We start from the raw sequence: 20,913 nt of genomic DNA, 5'->3' as shown, positions 1-20,913 counted from the left end.
ATTACCTTCTTATTTTCGGACGCGGTAGCGCACCCTGGCGGGCCGGGCCAGCTGCACCACCATCTTGGAATGGTCGTTGCGATAGCTTTCCGGCGGCTGCGCCATCTCGAATTCGTACTCGCGCAACAGAACCGAGAAGATCGCTTTGATCTGCATGGTCGCGAACGCCGCGCCGACGCAACGGTGCCGACCGGCGCCGAACGGAATCCACGTCCACCGGTTGGCGAGGTCGGCCTGCTCGGGCTTGTTGTATCGGTCCGGGTTGAAGCCGTCGGGGTCGGGGAAGTCTTCGGGGATTCGGTTCGAGATGGCAGGTGATGCGGCGACGTAGTCGCCGTTGCGGATCGGGAAGCCCTCGACCTCGAAATCGCCCTTGGCGACCCGCATCAGGATGATCAGCGGCGGGTGCAGGCGCAGGGTCTCCTTGACAACGTTGTCCAGCTTCGGAATCTGGCGCAGCGCATGGAAACTCACCTCCTGCCCGTCGGCGTAGAGCTCCTCCAGCTCGGCCAGCACCTCGGCGTAGACGTCGGTGTGGCGGATCAGCTCGATCAGCGTCCAGGCCGAGGTTCCGGAACTGGTGTGGTGCCCGGCGAACATCAGCGAGATGAACATGCCGGTGACCTCGTCGGCGGAGAACCGGGGATTGCCGTCGTCGTCCTTGATCGACACGAGCACGTCGAGCATGTCGCGATCGCTCTTGTCCTGCGGCGGATTGGCGACGCGCTGATTCATGATCTCCTGCACCAGCGCAACAAGCTTGACCCGTGCCTCGTCGCGGCGCTGGAAGCTCTCGATCGGAAGATACGGGTCGACGTAGCACAGCGGGTCGGTGCCGCGCTCCAGCTCGTGGTAGTACTCCGCGAAGCGCGAGTCCAACTGGTTGCGGAATTTCACGCCGATCAGGCACGCGGTCGAGGTGTAGATGGTCAACTCGGAGAAGAAGTCGAGCAGTTCGATCTCGCCCTCCTCGCCCCAGTCCGCGATCATCCCCTTGACTTGGGCTTCGATGGTGGCCGCGTGGCCCTTCATCTGCTCGCCGCGCAGCGCCGAGTTGTGCAGCATCTCCTTGCGCCGCTCCGGGCTGGCGTCGAATACCACTCCCTTGCCGAAGATCGGTGCCATGAACGGATACGCCGCTGCCTGGTCGAGATCCTCGTCGGCGGAACGGAAGAAGAACTCGTTGGCGCCCGCGCCCGACAGCAGGATGACGCGCTTGTCGGCCAGCTGGAATTCGCCAACGTCCCCGCACTCGTCACGGGTGCGCTGCATCAGGCCGATCGGATCGGTGCGGAACTCCTCCAGATGACCGTGTTCGTCTTCGCCGCCGGAAACCCGCGGCACGATGGCGGTTGTCATGATGGCACCCCCTCCTCGCCGAGGGCGAGCTTCTGACGATCTTTTTTGTCGGCCAACGGGGCCTCGGGCTGAAGCTCCATGTTCGCGATGAAGCCACCACGGGGTGTCTCGGCGACGAACGTGATGGCTCGTGCCAGGTCAGCCGCTCTCAGGAAATAGTCGTGGCGCGCCTGGCCCCACTTGGCCCAATCCTCAAGTGCGGGGCCGATTTTCTCGGCCGGCAGGCTCCAGCCCATCCCGGTCTTGGTGGGGCCCGGGTGCACGATCGAGGCCCGCACGCCGGTGCCCTCGAGCTCCATCTGGAAGTTGGTGACCATCGCGACAAGTGCCGCCTTTGCCGCGCCGTAGGCGCCCATGTGTGGCCGCTGGCGCAGTGCCACGTCGGAGCCGACGAAAATCAGGTCGCCACGCTGCCGGTCGAGCATGCCGGGCAGCACCGCGGTTGCCAGTCGGTTAGCGCCGACGAGGTGGATCTGCACCTGCGACTCGAACTCGTCTGTGCTGATCTCGGCGAGCTTGCCAAAGTAGGTATCGCCCGCGCCGGCGATCAGGATCTCGATCTCCCCGAGCGCGTCGACCGACTGTGCGACAAAGGATTTCACCGAGTTCGGGTCGGTGACGTCAAGGTGGAATCCGACCGCTTCGCCCCCTTCGGCGTTGATCTTGCCGACGATGTCGTTCAGCTTCTCGACCCGGCGGGCGCCGAGGGCGACCGGAAAGCCATGCGCAGCGAGTTCGATGGCGGTGGCCTCTCCGATGCCGGAGGAGGCGCCGGCCACGATCGCCGGCCGACGCTCGGGCAAGGGATCAAAGCGGGGCATTCAGCGGACCTCCACGGTCATGGGTAGGTGAGCGAATCCGCGGACATTGCTGGAGTCGACGCGGACGGCATTGGCCTCGTCTACCTGATATCCGCGGATTCGCTTGAACAGCTCGGTCAGCGCCACGCGTGCTTCCATCCTGGCTAGATGGGCGCCCAGGCAGAAATGCGCGCCGCTGCCGAAACTCATGAGCTTGGAGCCGATGTCGCGTCCGATGACGTAGTCGTCGGGGTTGTCGAACACCCGCTCGTCGCGGTGGGCCGATCCGGGCAGCAACAGCAGGACGTCGCCCTCGGGGATCGTGGTGTCGTAGAGGGTGAGCTCGCCGGATACGGTTCGCGCCAGAATCTGGCTGGACGTGTCATAGCGCAGCGTCTCTTCCACCCACAGCGGGACCCGGGACAGGTCGGCGTAGACGGGAGCCAGCTGATCGGGATTCTTGTATCCCCAAAACGCGGCATTGGCAAGGAGTTTCGTGGTGGTCTCGTTGCCGGCGATCACCATCAGGAACATAAACCCGAGGATTTCCTCGTCGGTGAGCCGGTCGCCGTCGATCTCGGCGGCCAGCAGCGCCGACGTCAGGTCCTCGGTCGGCTGCTTGCGCCGCTCGGCGATCATCTGCTGGTAGTAGACGATGAGGTTGATCGACGCCTCGATCGCCGAAGCCGGCACGTCGTTGACGCCGTCCTCGCGATGCATCACGCCGTCGGCCATCGCGCGGATGCGGTCGCGGTCGGCAAGAGGCACGCCCATCAGTTCGGAGATGACGTCCATCGGCAGCTTGCCGGCGAATTCCGCGACATAATCCACGGTTCCCGAGCCCGCCTTCTCCAGCATGGCGTCGAGATGCTGCACCGCGAGCTCGGTGACGCGTGGCTCGAGTTCCCGGATCCGGCGCGGCGTAAAGCCTTTCGACACCAGCGTGCGCAGACGCAAATGCGCCGGATCGTCCATCGCCAGGAACGACATCGTCTTCGACGCGTGCGGTCCGCGTGAGACCGGGTCCAGCGACACGCCGTCGCGGTTGGAAAGCGTTGTGCTGTTCCGAAACCCGTGCAGCACATCTTGATGCCGGGACAACGCCCAGAACTCCAGTTCCTCGTTGCGGTACAAGGGGGCGTCGTCGCGCAGCCGCTTGTAATAGGGGTACGGATCCTCATGGAAGTCGTAGTCGTAGGGATCGAGGACCAGCTCGTGGTCTCCAACATGCACCGTCATTTGGTTGTTGACTCCTGGCTCGTCTCGCTGGCGCCGGCCAGGATGAGGCGCACCACATAGGTCAGCCGGTCGGCGATCTCGTGATAGGTGAATTCGCCGCTACCCGCCTGCACGAGCGCACCGAAGAAGGCCATCTCCAGCGCCGACACGGTGGTGGGGTTGGCGCCGGGCCCGATGGCGGTGGAAATGCGGCGGTGAATTTCCGCGCCGATGCGGTCGCGCGCGGCGCTGACCGCGGGATCGGCACCGCCGCCGAGCAACGCCGTGGTGCACGCCGCGCTGACCTCGGGCTCGTCGGCGACGACGAGGGCCAGATGGCGCAGCGCCTTATCCACCCGCGCGGGCATGGGGTCGTTGACGTCGGTGAAGTACGGGACCTGCCGGACGAGGTCGAGGTACACCTCGGCGATCAGGTGATTCTTCGACGAGAAGTAGGTGTAGGCGGTGGCGGGGGCGACCTTGGCGCGCGCCGCCACCGCGCGCACCGTCAGGTCGGCATACGACTTCTCGCGCAGGGTCTCGATGCCGGCGGCGAGCACCTTGCGGAACGTCTCTTCCTGGCGCCGGTTGCGCGGCGCCTGACCGGTCTGGTGCTCGGCTTGGGATGTGATCGTAACCAGGGCATCGCTGGACACATGTCCAAACTATCGGATAGGCGGGAGGCGAGGCAAGCCCGTTCGGTAAATATCCAGCTTAACGCGCACTTAGCCGGGACCTCAGCGGGTCGAGCGGCATCGGCTCTTGCACCGCGGACGGCCTGGCGACTATGGTGCGATGGGACAATATCGGACAACTGTCCACTCGACTGATTTCGTGGATTTGCCCTTCGAATCGCCATAGACGGGAGCGGGAGATGGCCCTGTTGGCCGACGGCGTGAGCGCCCTGTTCATCGACGGCAAGATGTCGACCGGAAACGCGGGCACCTTCCCGACCATCAATCCGGCGACCGAGGAGGTGCTCGGCGTCGCCGCCGACGCCGACGCCGACGACATGGGCCGCGCGATCGACGCCGCCCGGCATGCCTTCGACGAGACGGACTGGTCGCGCAACACCGAATTGCGGGTGCGGTGTGTTCGGCAGCTACGAGATGCGATGCAGCAGCACCTCGAAGAATTGCGCGACATCACCATCGCCGAAGTGGGCGCGCCGCGCATGCTCACCGCGATCGCTCAGCTCGAAGTCCCGGTCAACGACCTCGCATTCGCGGCCGATACCGCCGAATCCTACGAATACAGTCAGGATCTCGGCGAGGCGTCACCGATGGGGATCCCCACCCGGCGCACCATCGCCCGCGAGGCCGTCGGCGTCGTCGGCGCCATCACCCCGTGGAACTTCCCCCACCAGATCAACCTCGCCAAGATCGGGCCCGCGCTGGCCGCCGGAAATACCGTCGTCCTGAAGCCCGCCCCCGACACACCCTGGTGCGCCGCCGTGCTCGGGGAGCTCATCGCCGAGCACACCGACTTTCCGCCCGGCGTGATCAACATCGTCACGTCCAGCGACCACGGCGTGGGTGCGCTGTTGGCCAAAGACCCTCGGGTGGACATGGTTTCGTTCACCGGATCGACCGCCACCGGCCGCAGCGTGATGGCCGACGGCGCCGCGACCATCAAGAAGGTATTCCTCGAGCTGGGCGGCAAGTCGGCGTTCATCGTCCTCGACGACGCCGACCTGAACGCCGCGGTGGGCGTGGCGGGGTTCTCGGTGTGCATGCACGCCGGGCAGGGATGCGCAATCACCACCCGGCTGGTGGTCCCGCGGGCGCGGTACGACGAAGCCGTCTCGGTCGCGGCCGCGACAATGGGCGGTATCAAGCCCGGCGACCCGACCGACCCCGGAACCATTTGCGGCCCAGTGATTTCCGCACGCCAGCGCGACCGGATCCAGGGCTATCTGGATTCGGCGATCGCCGAGGGCGGGACGTTCGCGTGCGGCGGAGGCCGGCCGGCCGACCGGGACGTCGGTTTCTTCATCGAGCCGACCCTGATCGCGGGGTTGGGCAACGACGCCCGCTGCGCGCGCGAGGAGATCTTCGGCCCAGTCCTGACGGTGATTCCGCACGACGGCGACGACGATGCGGTCCGCATCGCCAACGACTCGCCATACGGGTTGTCCGGCAGCGTGTTCGGCGCCGACCCGGAGAGGGCGGCGCGGGTCGCGGCACGGATCCGCGCGGGCACGATCAATGTCAATGGCGGCGTGTGGTACTCCGCCGACGCGCCCTTCGGCGGGTACAAGCAGTCCGGCAACGGCCGGGAAATGGGGCTGGCCGGCTTCGAGGAATACCTGGAAGTCAAAACCATTGCGACAGCAATTCAGTGAACGTCCGAAAGGAAAAGATGCGGTTCGAAAACAAGGTCGCCATCGTCACCGGATCGGGCGGCGGCATCGGCCAGGCGTACGCCGAGGCGCTGGCACGTGAGGGCGCTGCGGTAGTCGTGGCGGACATCAACGCGGAGGCGGCCGAGGGGGTGGCCAAGCAGATCGCCGCCGACGGCGGCACGGCGCTGGCCGTTCCGGTCGACGTGTCCGATCCCGACTCGGCCAAGGCGATGGCCGATCGCACGCTGGCCGAGTTCGGTGGCATCGACTACCTCGTCAACAACGCGGCGATCTTCGGCGGCATGAAGCTGGACTTCTTGCTCACCATCGATCCCGAGTACTACAAGAAGTTCATGAGCGTCAACCTCGACGGCGCGCTGTGGTGTACCCGCGCGGTGTATAAGAAGATGTCCAAGCGCGGCGGCGGTGCGATCGTCAACCAATCGTCCACCGCCGCGTGGCTCTACGCGAACTACTACGGCCTGGCCAAGGTCGGGGTCAACGGTTTGACCCAGCAGCTCTCGCGGGAACTGGGCGGCCGCAACATCCGGATCAACGCGATCGCGCCCGGCCCCATCGACACCGAGGCCAACCGGACCACCACGCCCAAGGAGATGGTCGACGACATCGTCAAGGGTCTTCCGTTGTCGCGCATGGGGACTCCCGACGACCTGATCGGCATGTGCCTGTTCCTGCTGTCCGACGAGGCCTCGTGGATCACCGGGCAGATCTTCAACGTCGACGGCGGGCAGATAATACGATCATGACGGACCTGAAGCTGGGCTATATCGGCCTGGGAAACATGGGCGCACCGATGGCCACGAAGATGACCGAATGGCCCGGCGGAGTAACGGTTTACGACATCCGGACCGAGGCGATGACGCCACTGGCCGAAAAAGGCGCCGGCCTGGCCGACAGCGTGGCAGACGTCGCCGCCGCGGACATCATCCATATCACCGTGCTCAACGACGCCCAGGTGCGAGAGGTTGTCGCCGAGCTGGCCGCCCATGCGAAGGCGGGGACGGTCATCGCGATCCACTCGACCATCAGCGACACCACCGCCGTCGAGCTGGCGGCCGAACACAAACCGCAAGGAATCCACATTGTCGATGCGCCGGTAAGTGGTGGGGCGGCCGCCGCGGCGAAGGGTGAGCTCGCCACCATGGTGGGCGCCGAGCGAGAGGTGTACGAGCGCATCAAGCCGGCGTTCAAACACTGGGCGGCGATGGTCATTCACGCCGGTGAGCCCGGTGCGGGGACACGAATGAAGCTGGCCCGCAACATGTTGACGTTCACCTCGTATGCCGCGGCATGCGAAGCGATGAAGCTGGCCGAGGCGGCCGGGCTCGATCTGCAAGCCCTGGGCCGGGTGGTGCGCCATACCGACCAGCTGACCGGCGGGGCCGGGGCGATCATGGTCCGCGACGACATGAAAGACCTTGAGCCCGACCACTTCCTGTACCAGCCGTTCGTGCACGCCCGCGGCCTGGGGGAGAAGGATCTGAGTCTGGCGCTGGCCTTGGGTGAAAGCGTATCGGTTGAGCTACCGCTCGCGGAGCTGGCCTTCAGGCGGCTAGCGGCCGGCCTCGGAGTACCGCACACACAGGAAGAAACATAAATGGACGAACTGCGCCGCAAGGGCCTCGAAAAAATGAACGAGGTCTACGGCTGGGAGATGCCCAACATCGAGGGCGACGCGTACTTCGACCTGACCGTCGACCACCTGTTCGGCACTATCTGGTCCCGGCCGGGATTGTCGATGCGCGACAAGCGCATCATGACGCTGACCGCGGTGACCGCCGTCGGAAATCGCGACCTGGCCGAGATCCAAATCAACGCCGCACTGCTCAACGGGGAGCTCAGCGAGACCGAGCTCAAGGAGATGGCCGTCTTCCTCACCCACTATCTCGGGTTCCCACTGGGCTCGGCGCTCAACGGCGCGGTCGACACCGTGGTGGCCAAGCGCAAGAAGGCCGCGGCAAAGGGCGCCGGGGAGGACAAGAAGGCCAACGTCGACAACGCGGTGAAGATGCACAGGGGCAATACCGGCGACTAGCGGGCCGCTAGAGTGACGTTTCGTGCGCGTCCTGGTAGTCGGCTCCGGTGCCCGTGAACATGCCCTGCTGCTCGCGCTCGGCAGGGACCCCCAGGTCACCGGGCTGGCCATCGCCCCCGGCAACGCCGGCACCGCCCGGCTCGCCGAGCAGCGCGATGTGGACGTCACCTCCGGCGAAGAAGTCGTCGCCCTGGCTCGCGAGGTTCGGGCCGACCTGGTGGTCATCGGTCCAGAGGTGCCGCTGGTGCTCGGGGTCGCCGACGCCGTCCGCGAGGCCGGCATCGTCTGCTTCGGCCCCGGTAAGGACGCCGCCCGCATCGAAGGCTCCAAGGCGTTCGCCAAGGAGGTCATGGCGGCCGCCGGTGTGCGCACCGCAGATAGCGAAATCATCGACAGCCCAGCCCTTTTGGACGCCGCCCTGGACCGGTTCGGGCCGCCCGCCGGCGACCCGAACTGGGTGGTGAAGGACGACCATCTTGCCGCGGGCAAGGGCGTGGTGGTGACGCCGGACCGCGACGTCGCGCGCGCGCACGCCGCCGCGCTGCTCGAGTCCGGTCACCCGGTGCTGCTGGAGTCCTATCTGGACGGCCCCGAGGTGTCGCTGTTCTGCGTCGTCGACGGCCCGACCGTCGTGCCGTTGTTGCCGGCACAGGACTTCAAGCGGGTGGGCGAGGGCGACACCGGGCCCAACACCGGCGGCATGGGCGCCTACGCGCCGCTGCCCTGGCTGCCCGACGAGCTGCACCGCGAAATCGTCAGCCAGATCGTCGAACCCGTTGCCGCCGAGCTGGTTCGGCGCGAAAGCCCGTTCTCCGGATTGCTGTACGTCGGCCTGGCGATCACCGCGAAAGGGCCCGCGGTCGTCGAATTCAATTGTCGTTTCGGCGATCCCGAGACTCAGGCCGTGCTGGCCCTGCTGGAGTCGCCGCTCGGCCAGCTGCTCTATGCCGCGGGCACCGGCACGCTGGCCGACTTCGGTGAGCTGCGCTGGCGGGACGGCGCCGCGGTGACCGTCGTGCTGGCGGCCGAAAACTATCCCGGGCGCCCCCGCGTCGGAGACGTCGTCGTCGGCTCCGAAGCCGAGGGTGTGCTGCATGCCGGGACGACCCGGCGCGACGACGGCGCGATCGTCTCGTCGGGCGGGCGGGTGCTGTCGGTGGTCGGCACCGGCGCCGACCTGACCGCGGCCCGCAGCAGGGCATACGAAATCCTCGGCTCAATTCGATTGCCCGGCAGTCATTTCCGAAACGACATCGGCCTGGCGGCCGCAGAGGGCAAAATCAGCGTCTAGCAGGTTTCAAAAACCCGCCGCTTGCCCGTCCCGGCGTGGATCGCTCGCCGCAAAATATCCGCCATCGAGGCACCAAATCGCTTGGCAGCTACCGAATTGGTTGTAATCGTCCACCGCCACCAGCTCATGCCCGCGCCGCCGGAGCTCATCGATCGTCGCGTTTGGGAATCCCCTTTCGCAGGTCACCTGCGTCCCCTCTACCCAACGGAAGCGGGGGCCGTCGCACGCCGCCTGCGGGTTCTGGCCGTGGTCGGCGATGCGCACCATCACCTGCACGTGGCCCTGGGGTTGCATGGGGCCGCCCATCACCCCGAAGCTCATCACGGGGTCTCCAGCTTTGGTGACAAAACCCGGGATGATCGTGTGATACGGGCGCTTGTTCGGGCCCACCCGGTTCGGATGGCCTTGCACCGCAGCAAAATCCGCGCCCCGGTTCTGCAGCGAAATCCCCGTGCCCGGCACCACCACACCGGAGCCGAATCCCAGGTAGTTGGACTGGATCATCGACACCATCATCCCCGCGGCGTCGGCGGCCGTCAGATACACGGTGCCGCCCGCCGGGGTGCCGGCAGACGCCGGTTTGGCCCGTCCACGGTCAATCAGCGCGGCCCGCTTCCGCAGATATTCCTTGTCCAGCAAGCGTTCTGCGGGAAATGGCATGTGGTCGGCATCGGCGACGTACTCCTGGGCGTCGGCGAAAGCCAGCTTCACCGCTTCGATCTGAAGGTGCACGCTATCGGCGGAATCGGCAGGCAGCGAGGCCATGTCGAAGTGCTCCAGGATTCCCAGGGCGATCAGGGCCACGATGCCCTGCCCATTCGGCGGTATCTCGTGGACGGTGTAACCGCGATAGGTGGTGTCGATCGTGCCCACCCAGTCGGCGTGGTGAGCGGCGAGGTCGTCGGCCCGCATGGCGCCGCCGTTGGCCGCCGCATGCGACTCGAGTTTGTTCGCCAGCTCCCCTAGATAGAACGCCGCACCGCCGGTTGCCGCGATCTTCTCCAGGGTGGCCGCATGATCGGGAAACCTAAACCGCTCACCGGCTTTGGGCGCGCGGCCGTCGGGCATGAACGCCTCGGCGAATCCGGGCTGCTCCTTGAAGAGCGGAACCTGAGCCGCCCACTGCTCCGCGACCGTCGGCGAGACCAGGAAGCCGTCGCGACCGTAGCTGATCGCGGGCTCGAACAGCTTGTCGAACGGGAGCTTTCCGAACTTGGTGTGCAATTCGGTCCACGCCGACACCGCTCCCGGTACGGTCACCGAATTCCAGCCGAGTGCGGGAACGGCGTTGCCGCCGAAGTACTCTGGCGTCCACGCCGCGGGTGAGCGACCCGATGCGTTCAGTCCGTGCAGTCGTTCGCCATCCCAGACGATGGCGAACGCGTCCGAGCCGATGCCGTTCGATACCGGCTCCACGATGGTCAGGGTGATGGCCGTTGCGACGGCGGCGTCCACCGCGTTGCCGCCCTGGGCGAGCATCCGAAGACCCGCCTGCGCGGCGAGCGGTTGCGACGTGCACACCACGTTGGCGGCCAGAAGGGGCATGCGCGGCCAGGCGTAGGGGAAGCTCCAACCGAACGGTGCGGTCACGCTCGCGAGCGTAACGCGCGCACCAAGGGCTCACGCCGTCAGCAGCGGTGCCATCCAGGTCAGCTCGGCCGGCAGCTGTGAGCTCCAGAATTCTGCGGTGTGCCCGCCGGGGGAGAAACCGCCCGCGGGCGGGTTGGGCAGTTGAGCGATGAATTGCTTGGTCGCCGCGTAGAACGGGTCGCTGTCGCCGCAGTCCACCCGGATCGGGATCGATGCCAGCGCAGGCATTCCGAACACCGAGTTGGCCGCGAAGTCGTCGGCGCCGTCGAACGCGCCGGGCGCGGCCGCGCCGGAGGACAGCCAGAGCGCCGGGCTCACGGCACAGATCGCGGCGGTGCGTGCGGGTCCCAGCCGCCCGCCGAGCAAGAGCGCGCCGTAGCCGCCCATCGACCAGCCGAGGAACGCGACCCGCGAGGTGTCCAGGTGCTGGCTATCCAGCATTGGGATCAGCTCGCCCAGCACCATCGCGCCCGCGTCTTCGCCGGACGCCCTCTTGTGCCAATAACCGCCGCCGCCGTCGACGGCGACCACCGCGAATGGCGGAAGGCCGGCGTTGACGGCCTGGGCCAGACCCTGCTCGACACCGCCGGCCATCACGGTGGACGCGTCACTGCCCTTGCCGTGCAGCGCGATGACCGGTCGCAGCGCCTTCGTCTGGCCCGGCGGGCGCGCGATCGCCCAATTGGTCGAGATTCCGCCGCGCGCCGCCGACACGAAGGAACCGGTCGTCATCGTCGGCGCAGCCTGAGCCGGCGGGGCGGGCTCAAGCGGCGGCGCCGGAGCCAACGGAACCTGCGTGCCGGCGCCCGACACCGGCATGGCTTGAGATGCGCGGGGCTGGAACAGGATGTCGAGCCCGTACGCGCCGGCCGCGCCGGCGGCCACGCCGACACCGAGACCGAGCACTGCGCGGCGGCTCAAGTCGGGCATCCGGCAATCATGCCATGGCTGTTTGGCCGAAATGGCATCGCAGTACCACTTTCACTGGCACCATGGCTATTCGTGACAGCAGCAGTTACTCCAAAAGGAGAACGCCGGCGGTACGCGCTCGTGAGCGCGGCCGCCGAACTGCTTGCCGAGGGCGGCTTCGAAGCGGTGCGGCACCGAGCGGTCGCTCAGCGCGCGGGCCTGCCGTTGGCCTCTACCACTTACTACTTCTCGTCGCTCGACGATTTGATTGCGCGCGCGGTCGAACACATCGGCATGATCGAGGTGGCGCAGCTACGGGCGCGGGTCAACGGCCTGTCGCGGCGGCGCCGTGGACCCGAGACCACCGCCGAGATGCTGGTTGAGTTGCTCGTGGAGGACGTATCCAGTCCGGGACTCGCCGACCAGTTGATTTCGCGGTACGAGCGGCTGCTCGCCTGTACCCGCCTGCCCGCGTTGCGTGAGACCATGCGCCGCAACTTGCGCCAGCGCGCGGAGGCCGTTGCCGAGGCCCTCGAGCGATCCGGCCGATCCGTGCACATCGAGCTGGTGCGCACGCTGCTCTGTGCGGTCGACGGTTCGGTGGTGTCCGCGATGGTCGAGGGCCGCGATCCCCGCATCGCCGCGCAGCAGACGGTGGTCGAAGTGATCGAGGTTTTGGCACCGATCGATCAGCGGGCCGTGCCGATCTGACCCGAGTGCCGAAGCAAGTTCGGCGGCAGCGACGGCGTCACGATGTAGCCGGTGGTGAAGTCCCCATAGACCGTGACTGCGGCCGGGCAGCGCTGGGCGTACAACGCGACGTAGGCGCAGACGACGGCGTCGACGGGATCTTCGGCGCGGCGCAGATCGCTCTTGCGTTGCGCGGCGACCACCCGCCGGCGCAGCTCGACCCAGGCCTCGTGACCGGCGACATGCAGCGGGACGTCGCTTTGCGCGAGCTTCTCGACGCCGTCCATCAGCGCTAGCAGCTCCGACCTGAGCCGCTCGAGGCTGCGCCCGGGCTTGGCTTTGTACTTCAAAGTCCGCTCCAGCCGGAAGAGCACCACCGTCGCCGGGTGCGGGTACACCTCGATGGCGCGCCGCGTCGCCGACGACAGCGGGTCCATGTCGAGCTCCAGCGCCCGAGCCAATCGTGCGGCGCGGGGAACGTCGGCGAACTCGGGCTTCCCGGTGTTGGCCGGGTGGGCGCCGGCTTCGAACCTGCGGAAGTCGCGGTTAAGCGCGGTCTCGGCCGGCCGCTGGCCGGTGCTGTTGGTCACCACCAGCGGCGCATCGAAGGCGACCAGGCAATCGCCGCCTACGTACGGTCGCAACGCGGCCAGGATCTCGTCGTCGTCGCGGACCGCGCCGATGTGCACTAGGTGGCCCGCGGCGTCGACGACGGCCACGCCGGTCGGATTGCGGCCGGCCCAGGCGAGGTCGACGCCGGCGAAGAACATCCGCCAAGGGTATTGCCGCCGACCGCGCGTAGGGCCTCGCACGTAACGCCACGGCGATTTCCTGCCCGGTTTTTCGCCGCCACGTTACGCCCGGCGATGAGAATTCAGGGACCCGGCAACCGTAAGCTGTGTCTTTGTGAGCATTCCGAATGTGCTGGCCGACCGGTACGCGAGCGCCGAGATGGTCGCGATCTGGTCGCCGGAGGCCAAGATCGTCGCGGAGCGGCAGCTGTGGGTGGCCGTCCTACGCGCACAGGCGGAACTCGGTGTAGCGGTGCCCCCGGAAGCGATCGCCGACTACGAGCGGGTGCTCGGCGACGTGGACCTGTCCTCGATCGCGGCGCGGGAGAAAGTGCTGCGCCACGATGTCAAGGCCCGCATCGAGGAATTCAACGCCCTCGCCGGTCACGAGCATGTGCACAAGGGGATGACCAGTCGGGACCTGACCGAGAACGTGGAGCAGCTGCAGATCCGGCGATCGATGGAATTGGTTTTCTCCCACGGGGTGGCGGTGGTGGCGCGGCTCGCCGAACGGGCGGTCACGTATCGCGATCTGGTGATGGCCGGACGCAGTCACAACGTCGCCGCGCAAGCCACCACGTTGGGCAAGCGATTCGCGTCCGCGGCGCAAGAGATGCTGATCGCGTTGACCAGGCTGGGGGAGCTGATCGACCGCTACCCGTTGCGCGGGATCAAGGGCCCGATGGGAACCGCGCAGGACATGCTCGACCTGCTCGACGGCGACGCCGCCAAGCTATCCGAACTCGAAGGCCGCATCGCCGACTTCTTGGGCTTCGCAACGGTTTTGACCAGCGTGGGGCAGGTGTATCCGCGTTCCCTGGATCACGACGTGATCTCCGCGCTGGTGCAACTCGGCGCCGGACCGTCGTCGATGGCCCACACCATCCGGCTGATGGCAGGGCATGAGCTCGTCACCGAGGGCTTCGCTCCGGGGCAGGTCGGGTCGTCGGCCATGCCACACAAGATGAACACCCGCAGTTGCGAACGGGTCAATGGTTTGCAGGTGGTGCTGCGCGGCTACGCGTCGATGGCCGCCGAACTGGCCGGCGCGCAGTGGAACGAGGGCGACGTGTTCTGCTCGGTGGTGCGCCGAGTTGCCTTGCCGGACAGCTTCTTTGCCGTCGACGGGCAGATCGAGACGTTTTTGACGGTGCTCGACGAGTTCGGCGCCTACCCGGCGGTGATTCAGCGTGAACTGGATCGCTACCTACCGTTCCTGGCCACCACCAAGGTGTTGATGGCGGCGGTGCGCGCCGGCATGGGGCGCGAGGCCGCGCATCATGTGATTCGCGAACACGCCGTGGCGACGGCGCTGGCGATGCGCGAACGCGGCGCCGATCCCGACCTGCTGGATCGGCTGGCCGCCGACGAGCGCCTGCCGTTGGATCGCGCCGCGCTGGACGCCGCGCTCGCCGACAAGACGGCGTTCACCGGTGCCGCCGGCGACCAGGTCGACGACGTCGTCGCGATGGTAGACACCCTGGTCGGGCGATACCCCGATGCCGCCAAATACACCCCGGGAGCGATCCTATGACTCTGGCCGGCGCTCTCGCGGGGATCGATTTCACCGATCTGGACAACTTCGCGAACGGATTCCCGCACGACCTGTTCGCTGTCCATCGGCGTGAGGCACCGGTGTACTGGCACCAGCCGACCGACAACACCCCCGACGGGGAGGGCTTCTGGTCGGTCGCCACGCACGCCGAAACGCTTGAGGTGCTGCGCGATCCGGTCACCTACTCATCGGTCACCGGCGGCGTGCGGCCATTCGGCGGCACGCTGTTGCAGGACTTGTCCATTGCGGGCCAGGTGCTCAACATGATGGACGACCCGAGGCATTCGCAAATCCGGCGGCTCGTCAGCTCAGGGCTGACACCGCGGATGATCGGTCTGGTCGAGGACGATCTGCGGGCCCGGGCGCGCCGGCTGCTGGATGCGGTGGTGCCCGGCGAAGCGTTCGACTTCCTGGTCGACATCGCCGCCGAACTGCCGATGCAGATGATCTGCATCCTGCTGGGAGTGCCGGAATCCGAACGACATTGGCTCTTCGAGGCCATCGAGCCGCAGTTCGACTTCGGTGGTTCGCGGAAGGCGTCGCTGTCGCAGTTGTCGGTGGAGGAGGCCGGCTCGCGGATGTACTCCTACGGCCAGCAGCTGATCGCCTCCAAGCGCGCCGAGCCGACCGATGACATGCTGTCGGTCGTCGCCAATGCGATGCTCGACGACGCGGCCGCCCCGGCCCTTTCCGACCTCGAGTTGTACCTGTTCTTCAGCCTGCTGTTCAGCGCCGGCGCGGAGACGACGCGCAACGCGGTCGCCGGCGGGCTGCTGGCGTTGGCCGAACATCCCGACCAATTGCATGCGCTGCGTGCCGATCTCGACGGGTTGCCGACGGCGGTCGAAGAGATAGTGCGATGGACGTCACCGTCGCCGTCCAAGCGGCGCACCGCCACGCGCGATGTCACGCTCGGCGGGCAGTCGATCGAGGCGGGCCAGAAGGTACAGATCTGGGAGGGCTCGGCCAACCGCGACGCCCGCGTGTTCGATCGCGCCGACGAATTCGACATCACCCGAAAACCCAACCCGCACCTGGGCTTCGGCCAGGGCGTGCATTATTGCCTGGGTGCAAATCTGGCCCGGCTGGAACTACGGGTCCTCTACGAGGAACTGCTGACGCGGTTTTCCGCGGTGCGGGTGGTGCGGCCGGTCGAATGGACTCGCAGCAACCGGCATACCGGCATCCGGCATCTCGTTGTGGAACTGGCCGAGTAACCGTGACTTTCCGGCTCGCCGATGTCGAGCCGTCACCCGATGTGTTCGCCGCGGTGATGGCGACGGGGATCCTGTCCATCGCGGCGGCCGATCACGGCTACCGCCAAATCAGCGAAACGATGGGCGTTTTGGGCTCGCTCGGCCTGGTGGTGCTCGTCGTCGTGGTGATCCTCACGCGGCGCCATGCTCGTTGGGATCTGAATGATCCCGATGTCACCTTGCGGCTGTTCACCTTTGTCGCCGCGTGCGCGGTGTTGGACAGCCGGGTGGCGTCTCGGCCCGTGCTGGCGCTGGCGCTCGGTGTGGTGGCGCTGGTGTCCTGGCTGGTGCTGATCGCGCTCAGCGCGCGCAACATGTCGGCGTTCGGATGGTCACGGTTGCGCGACCGTGCCCACGGCGCGTGGGAGCTGGCCAGCGTGGGCACCGCGGGTCTGGCCATCGTGGCCGCCAAGGCGGCCCGGTACACCCCCGAGCGCTGGTGGCTGGCGGTGGCCGTGCCGGTTTGGCTGGCGGCGCTGTGCATCTATGGTCTGATGACCTGGCTGATCCTATGGCGCAGCGTCGCGCAGCGCCAGGACCGCGACGGGTTCGAGCCCGATACGTGGATCCTGATGGGGGGCTTGGCAATTGCGACATTGGCCGGCGACACGATCCACGGCCTGGCTCCGGCGTGGTTGACCGGGCCGGTGCTCGCCGTCACGGTGGTGACCTGGGTAGCGGCCACCCTGTGGATTCCGCCGCTGATCTACTTCGGTCTGCATCGCATCCGCCGCCGCCCCGAGATGCTGCACTTCGCCGGTGTGTGGTGGGCGTTCGTCTTTCCGCTGGGCATGTACTCCGCGGCCAGTTACAGCATGGCGGCTCAGCTGGGGCAGCGGTCGTTGATCACCGTGTCGCTGGTGTTTTTCTGGGATGCGTTGGCGGCGTGGCTGATTGTCGTCGCGGCCGGGCTGTTGCGCGCTTGGCGCATGTTCGTCAGCCCGCGCGAAGCGTGATCCCGGCCGCGCGCAGTTCGAGTGCGGCCAGCGCGCGAATTGTGACGGGGTCCTCACGGCGCCACCCACCGACCGGATCCGCGCTGACGGAGGCCAGTTTGCGTGGCGGGCGGTTGGTCAGCGCCCGCAACGCCAGGAGTTGCTCGCCGGCCGGGGTGGCGGCCAGGGCGGTCACCGTTCGTTTGCGCCGGAAGAACCGGATCCGCAGCCACAACCAGGGCACGACCGCGATCAGGATGGGGAGGGCGGCGACCGAAATCGCGAGCAGCACCGCGAGCCAGCTCGTCGTGGTGTCCAGGTCGTGGACGGCGCTCGCGATGTCGAGGGCACTGTGGCTGGCAGCGGTCAGCGGCTTGCTTACCGCATCGCCGACCAGCGGAATGTGCTGCGCACCATGGCCGGCAGAGGCCAGGTTGCCCCCGATGCCATGTGCGCCACTTTCGACTTGACGGCCGGCGTCGGCGATGGTCGAGATGGCGCCGTAGACGGCGACCCCGACGAGCAGCCAGCTGACGGTCCACACGACCACGGCGACATCGCTGAACAGTTGAGCAAGCAGCCGGACTGGTCTGGTGGAGTAGGGCAAGAACCGGGATGTCATGACCGAAATTCCAGCACAGCTCCCGGCACGGGGTCGGCCGCGCGGTGCCCGATAGGCTGGCCGGATGCGCCCCGCACTGTCCGACTATCAGCATCTGGCCAGCGGCAAGGTCCGTGAGCTGTACCGCGTCGACGACGAGCACCTGCTGCTGGTCGCGACCGACCGGATCTCCGCATACGACTACGTCCTGGACAGCACGATCCCGGACAAGGGCCGCATCCTGACCGCGATGAGCGTGTTCTTCTTCGACCTCGTCGAAGCCCCCAACCACCTGGCCGGGCCGCCGAATGACCCGCGCATCCCCGACGAGGTGCTGGGCCGCGCGCTGGTGGTGCGGCAGCTCGAGATGCTCCCGGTGGAGTGTGTGGCACGCGGTTATCTGACCGGCTCGGGGTTGCTGGATTATCAGGCGACCGGGAAGGTCTGTGGGATCGCGTTGCCGCCGGGTCTGGTCGAGGCCAGCAAGTTCGCCACGCCGCTGTTCACCCCGGCGACGAAGGCCGCACTGGGGGACCACGACGAGAACATTCCGTTCGCACAGGTGATCGAGATGGTGGGCGCGGTGCGCGCCAACCAGCTGCGCGACCGCACGTTGCGGATCTATGTTCAGGCCGCCGATCACGCCCTGACGAAGGGAATCATCATCGCGGACACCAAATTCGAATTCGGCACCGACGGCGAGGGGAACCTGGTGCTGGCCGACGAAATCTTCACGCCCGATTCCTCGCGGTACTGGCCGGCCAACGACTACCGGGAGGGCGAGGTGCAGACCAGCTTCGACAAGCAGTTCGTCCGCAACTGGCTGACCGGCCCCGAATCGGGCTGGGACCGCAACGGCTCACAACCCCCGCCGCCGCTGCCGGACGACATCATCGACGCCACCCGCGCCCGTTACATCAATGCCTACGAACGGATCTCCGGCATGAGCTTCGACGACTGGATCGGCCCCGGCGCATGACGAATTCCGTTGCACAGACGCCCGCGCCGCCGATCGCCAAGCGGGTGGAGACGCGGCGGGAGCACCACGGGGACGTCTTCGTCGACCCGTATGAATGGCTGCGCGAAAAGGACAACCCTGACGTCATCGCCTACCTCGAAGCCGAAAACGATTACGTCGACCGGGTCACCGCTCACCTTGAACCGTTGCGGCAGCAGATTTTCGACGAGATCAAGGCGCGCACCAAGGAAACCGACCTCTCGGTGCCGACTCGTCAGGGCGACTGGTGGTACTACTCCCGAACCTTCGAGGGAAAGCAATACCGCGCCCAATGCCGTTGCCCGGTGGCCGATCCCGATGATTGGACCCCGCCGGCGCTGGATGAGAACACCGAGATACCAGGTGAAGAGGTGTTGCTGGACTCGAACATCGAGGCAGAAGGCCACGACTTCTTCGCGCTGGGTGCCGCGATGGTCAGCCTGGATGCCAATCTGCTGGCCTACTCCGTCGACGTTATTGGCGACGAGCGCTATACGCTGCGTTTCAAGGATTTACGCACCGGCGAGATGTTCCCCGACGAGATCGCCGACATCGGTGCCGGAGTGACCTGGGCCGCCGACAACCGCACCGTCTACTACGCGACGCTGGACGCGGCGCACCGTCCCGACAAGATATGGCGGTATCGATTGGGCTCCGGCGAGCCGTCGGAGCTGGTGTATCACGAAGCGGACGAACGCTTCTGGCTCGGCGTCGGGCTCACCCGCAGCGAAGCCTACGTGTTCATCGCCTCGGGTTCGTCGATCACGTCGGAGATCCGCTACGCGGACGCCGCCGATCCCCAGGCGCAGTTCACCGTGGTGTTGCCGCGACGCGAAGGTGTCGAGTATTCGGTGGAGCACGCGGTGATCGCGGGACAGGATCGGTTCCTGATCCTGCACAACGACGGCGCGGTGAACTTCACGCTCACCGAGGCACCCGTCGACGCCCCGGCACAGCAGCGCACCCTGATCCCGCACCGCGACGATGTTCGACTCGACGGCGTGGATGCCTTCGCCGATCATCTGGTCGTCAGCTACCGCCGCGAGGCGTTGCCGCGGATCCAGTTGTGGCCCATCGACTCCGGCGGTGGCTACGGCGAGCCCGAAGAGATCTCATTCGAATCCGAGCTGATGTCGTCCGGCCTGGGCGGTAATCCGAATTGGAAGTCGCCCAGACTGCGCATCCGGGCCGGGTCTCTCGTCATCCCGACACGCATCTACGACATCGACCTGGCGACCGGCGAACGCATCTTACTGCGCGAGCAACCCGTGCTCGGCGACTACCGGCACACCGATTACGTGGAGCGCCGAGACTGGGCGCGCGCCGACGACGGCGCCAGGATCCCCGTGTCGATCGTGCACCGCGCCGGTCTCGAATTCCCCGCGCCCACCGTGCTGTACGGCTACGGCGCCTACGAGATTTGCACGGACCCAAGCTTTTCCATCGCGCGGCTCTCGCTACTGGACCGAGGCATGGTGTTCGTAATCGCCCACGTCCGCGGTGGCGGCGAGATGGGCCGGCTGTGGTACGAGCACGGCAAGCTACTCGAGAAAAAGAACACCTTCACCGACTTCGTCGCGGTGGCAAAGCATTTGGTCGACTCAGGTCTGACCCGGCCGCGAGAGTTGGTGGCGTTGGGCGGCAGCGCCGGTGGCCTGCTGGTCGGCGCGGTGGCCAACCTGGCGCCGGATCTGTTCGCCGGAATCCTCGCCCAAGTCCCATTCGTCGACCCGCTGACCACCATCCTGGACCCCTCGCTGCCACTCACCGTCACCGAATGGGACGAATGGGGAAACCCGTTGAGCGACAGCGAAGTCTACGCCTACATGAAGTCCTACTCGCCCTACGAGAACGTCGAGACCAAGCGGTATCCCGCCATCCTGGCGATGACCTCGCTCAACGACACCAGGGTCTACTATGTGGAGCCGGCGAAGTGGGTCGCGGCGTTGCGGCATGCGAACGCCAACGGCAACCCGGTACTGCTCAAGACCCAGATGGCGGCGGGCCACGGCGGGGTCAGCGGTCGCTACCGGGCCTGGGAAGAGGCCGCGTTCCAGTACGCCTGGCTGCTAGCCGCTGCCGACGGCGACCGCTATGGCCGCGCCGAGAAAGACGACCTCGATGGCGATGCGCAGGGGTAGCTGCGTCGTCATCGACTTAGGCGGATCGGGCATCCGGGCGGCGTAGACGTTGGCCGGGAACATGACCAGCATCAGCGCCAGCAGGCACAGGGCCGCGGCCATCCGGGTCACCGGAAGCAACAACCCCACGGCGCCCAGCAGCTCGAGCAGGCCGGTGATCGTGACCAGGTAGCCGGGAGCCGGCAGCCGGGGCGGCACGATCGCGATCAGGTCGCGGCGCAGCTGCGGCGCGAAGTGGGCGAGCCCCGTCATCAGGAACATCGCGGCCAGTCCGACGGCGACCGCCGCCGCCCAGCTGTTGACGTAGCCGACGCCGAGCCAGCCGATGCACCGAGCGGCGACGGTGCCCACCAGCAGCGTGATCAACGGAGCCATCTCAA

General features: G+C 66.9%; 20 protein-coding genes. 11 read left to right on the top strand and 9 right to left on the bottom strand.

Annotation, left to right across the window (positions count from 1 at the left end; translation table 11 throughout):
* Positions 1-9 precede the first annotated feature (9 nt).
* Genes A5747_RS05730 through A5747_RS05715 form a run of 4 tightly spaced genes read right to left on the bottom strand, consistent with a single transcriptional unit; the run spans position 10 to position 4,033 of the window.
* A complete protein-coding gene (locus A5747_RS05730) occupies positions 10-1,359 on the bottom strand; it encodes a cytochrome P450 (protein ID WP_076122679.1) in 1,350 nt (449 codons plus the stop codon).
* Positions 1,356-2,180 (bottom strand): SDR family oxidoreductase, encoded by an 825-nt coding sequence (locus A5747_RS05725; RefSeq protein ID WP_076122678.1) that lies wholly within the window; start codon positions 2,178-2,180, stop codon positions 1,356-1,358. The genes A5747_RS05730 and A5747_RS05725 overlap by 4 nt, the downstream gene beginning before the upstream one ends.
* The gene (locus A5747_RS05720) at positions 2,181-3,398 is read right to left on the bottom strand and encodes a cytochrome P450 (protein WP_076122677.1); all 1,218 of its coding nucleotides are present in this window, start codon (positions 3,396-3,398) and stop codon (positions 2,181-2,183) included.
* Complete coding sequence (locus A5747_RS05715) at positions 3,395-4,033, bottom strand: TetR/AcrR family transcriptional regulator (RefSeq protein WP_076122676.1); 639 nt, start codon at positions 4,031-4,033, stop codon at positions 3,395-3,397. Before A5747_RS05715 ends, A5747_RS05720 begins: the two co-directional genes overlap by 4 nt.
* A gap of 218 nt (positions 4,034-4,251) precedes the next feature.
* Here A5747_RS05715 and A5747_RS05710 point away from each other — a divergent pair, with 218 nt between their 5' ends.
* Genes A5747_RS05710 through purD form a run of 5 tightly spaced genes read left to right on the top strand, consistent with a single transcriptional unit; the run spans position 4,252 to position 9,068 of the window.
* Positions 4,252-5,721 (top strand): aldehyde dehydrogenase, encoded by a 1,470-nt coding sequence (locus tag A5747_RS05710; RefSeq protein ID WP_076122675.1) that lies wholly within the window; start codon positions 4,252-4,254, stop codon positions 5,719-5,721.
* A 17-nt stretch (positions 5,722-5,738) separates the two neighbouring features.
* Positions 5,739-6,488, top strand: coding sequence for an SDR family oxidoreductase (locus A5747_RS05705; protein ID WP_076122766.1), 750 nt, complete (start codon positions 5,739-5,741; stop codon positions 6,486-6,488).
* On the top strand, positions 6,485-7,339 hold the full coding sequence (locus tag A5747_RS05700) for an NAD(P)-dependent oxidoreductase (protein WP_076122674.1): 855 nt from the start codon (positions 6,485-6,487) through the stop codon (positions 7,337-7,339). Before A5747_RS05705 ends, A5747_RS05700 begins: the two co-directional genes overlap by 4 nt.
* Positions 7,340-7,777, top strand: a complete 438-nt coding sequence (locus tag A5747_RS05695) for a carboxymuconolactone decarboxylase family protein (RefSeq protein ID WP_076064283.1) — start codon at positions 7,340-7,342, stop codon at positions 7,775-7,777.
* Positions 7,778-7,799: 22 nt separating this feature from the next.
* The gene (purD, locus tag A5747_RS05690; RefSeq protein WP_076122673.1) at positions 7,800-9,068 is read left to right on the top strand and encodes a phosphoribosylamine--glycine ligase; all 1,269 of its coding nucleotides are present in this window, start codon (positions 7,800-7,802) and stop codon (positions 9,066-9,068) included.
* A gap of 6 nt (positions 9,069-9,074) precedes the next feature.
* On the opposite strand, the gene ggt is transcribed toward purD, so the two are convergent.
* Positions 9,075-10,658: a gamma-glutamyltransferase gene (gene ggt, locus A5747_RS05685; RefSeq protein ID WP_076122672.1), complete on the bottom strand. Its 1,584-nt coding sequence runs from the start codon at positions 10,656-10,658 to the stop codon at positions 9,075-9,077.
* A 30-nt stretch (positions 10,659-10,688) separates the two neighbouring features.
* On the bottom strand, positions 10,689-11,588 hold the full coding sequence (locus tag A5747_RS05680; RefSeq protein WP_076122671.1) for an alpha/beta hydrolase-fold protein: 900 nt from the start codon (positions 11,586-11,588) through the stop codon (positions 10,689-10,691).
* A 72-nt stretch (positions 11,589-11,660) separates the two neighbouring features.
* Here A5747_RS05680 and A5747_RS05675 point away from each other — a divergent pair, with 72 nt between their 5' ends.
* Positions 11,661-12,278 carry a TetR/AcrR family transcriptional regulator gene (locus A5747_RS05675; RefSeq protein ID WP_076122670.1) on the top strand — a complete coding sequence of 206 codons (618 nt, stop codon included), beginning with the start codon at positions 11,661-11,663 and terminating at the stop codon, positions 12,276-12,278.
* On the opposite strand, the gene A5747_RS05670 is transcribed toward A5747_RS05675, so the two are convergent.
* Positions 12,257-13,027 carry a DUF429 domain-containing protein gene (locus tag A5747_RS05670; RefSeq protein WP_076122669.1) on the bottom strand — a complete coding sequence of 257 codons (771 nt, stop codon included), beginning with the start codon at positions 13,025-13,027 and terminating at the stop codon, positions 12,257-12,259. The genes A5747_RS05675 and A5747_RS05670 overlap by 22 nt on opposite strands.
* A 136-nt stretch (positions 13,028-13,163) precedes the next feature.
* Between A5747_RS05670 and purB the strand changes: the two genes are divergently transcribed.
* Genes purB through A5747_RS05655 form a run of 3 tightly spaced genes read left to right on the top strand, consistent with a single transcriptional unit; the run spans position 13,164 to position 16,815 of the window.
* Positions 13,164-14,582, top strand: a complete 1,419-nt coding sequence (purB, locus tag A5747_RS05665) for an adenylosuccinate lyase (protein WP_076122668.1) — start codon at positions 13,164-13,166, stop codon at positions 14,580-14,582.
* Positions 14,579-15,820, top strand: a complete 1,242-nt coding sequence (locus A5747_RS05660; protein ID WP_076122667.1) for a cytochrome P450 — start codon at positions 14,579-14,581, stop codon at positions 15,818-15,820. Before purB ends, A5747_RS05660 begins: the two co-directional genes overlap by 4 nt.
* Positions 15,821-15,822: 2 nt before the next feature.
* Positions 15,823-16,815, top strand: coding sequence for a tellurite resistance/C4-dicarboxylate transporter family protein (locus A5747_RS05655; protein ID WP_076122666.1), 993 nt, complete (start codon positions 15,823-15,825; stop codon positions 16,813-16,815).
* On the opposite strand, the gene A5747_RS05650 is transcribed toward A5747_RS05655, so the two are convergent.
* Complete coding sequence (locus A5747_RS05650; RefSeq protein ID WP_076122665.1) at positions 16,796-17,416, bottom strand: hypothetical protein; 621 nt, start codon at positions 17,414-17,416, stop codon at positions 16,796-16,798. The two genes, A5747_RS05655 and A5747_RS05650, sit on opposite strands and share 20 nt — an antisense overlap.
* Positions 17,417-17,480: 64 nt before the next feature.
* Here A5747_RS05650 and A5747_RS05645 point away from each other — a divergent pair, with 64 nt between their 5' ends.
* The gene (locus tag A5747_RS05645) at positions 17,481-18,374 is read left to right on the top strand and encodes a phosphoribosylaminoimidazolesuccinocarboxamide synthase (protein ID WP_076122664.1); all 894 of its coding nucleotides are present in this window, start codon (positions 17,481-17,483) and stop codon (positions 18,372-18,374) included.
* The gene (locus A5747_RS05640) at positions 18,371-20,533 is read left to right on the top strand and encodes a S9 family peptidase (RefSeq protein WP_076122663.1); all 2,163 of its coding nucleotides are present in this window, start codon (positions 18,371-18,373) and stop codon (positions 20,531-20,533) included. Before A5747_RS05645 ends, A5747_RS05640 begins: the two co-directional genes overlap by 4 nt.
* Here the strand turns inward: A5747_RS05640 and A5747_RS05635 are convergent.
* The gene (locus tag A5747_RS05635; protein WP_076122662.1) at positions 20,462-20,908 is read right to left on the bottom strand and encodes a DoxX family protein; all 447 of its coding nucleotides are present in this window, start codon (positions 20,906-20,908) and stop codon (positions 20,462-20,464) included. The genes A5747_RS05640 and A5747_RS05635 overlap by 72 nt on opposite strands.
* Between the last annotated feature and the right edge of the window lie 5 nt (positions 20,909-20,913).

This window comes from Mycobacterium sp. IS-836 (genome assembly GCF_001954275.1).
Lineage (GTDB): Bacteria > Actinomycetota > Actinomycetes > Mycobacteriales > Mycobacteriaceae > Mycobacterium.
Note: the sequence above shows the minus strand (reverse complement) of the source record. Positions and strands in the feature narration are given on the sequence as shown.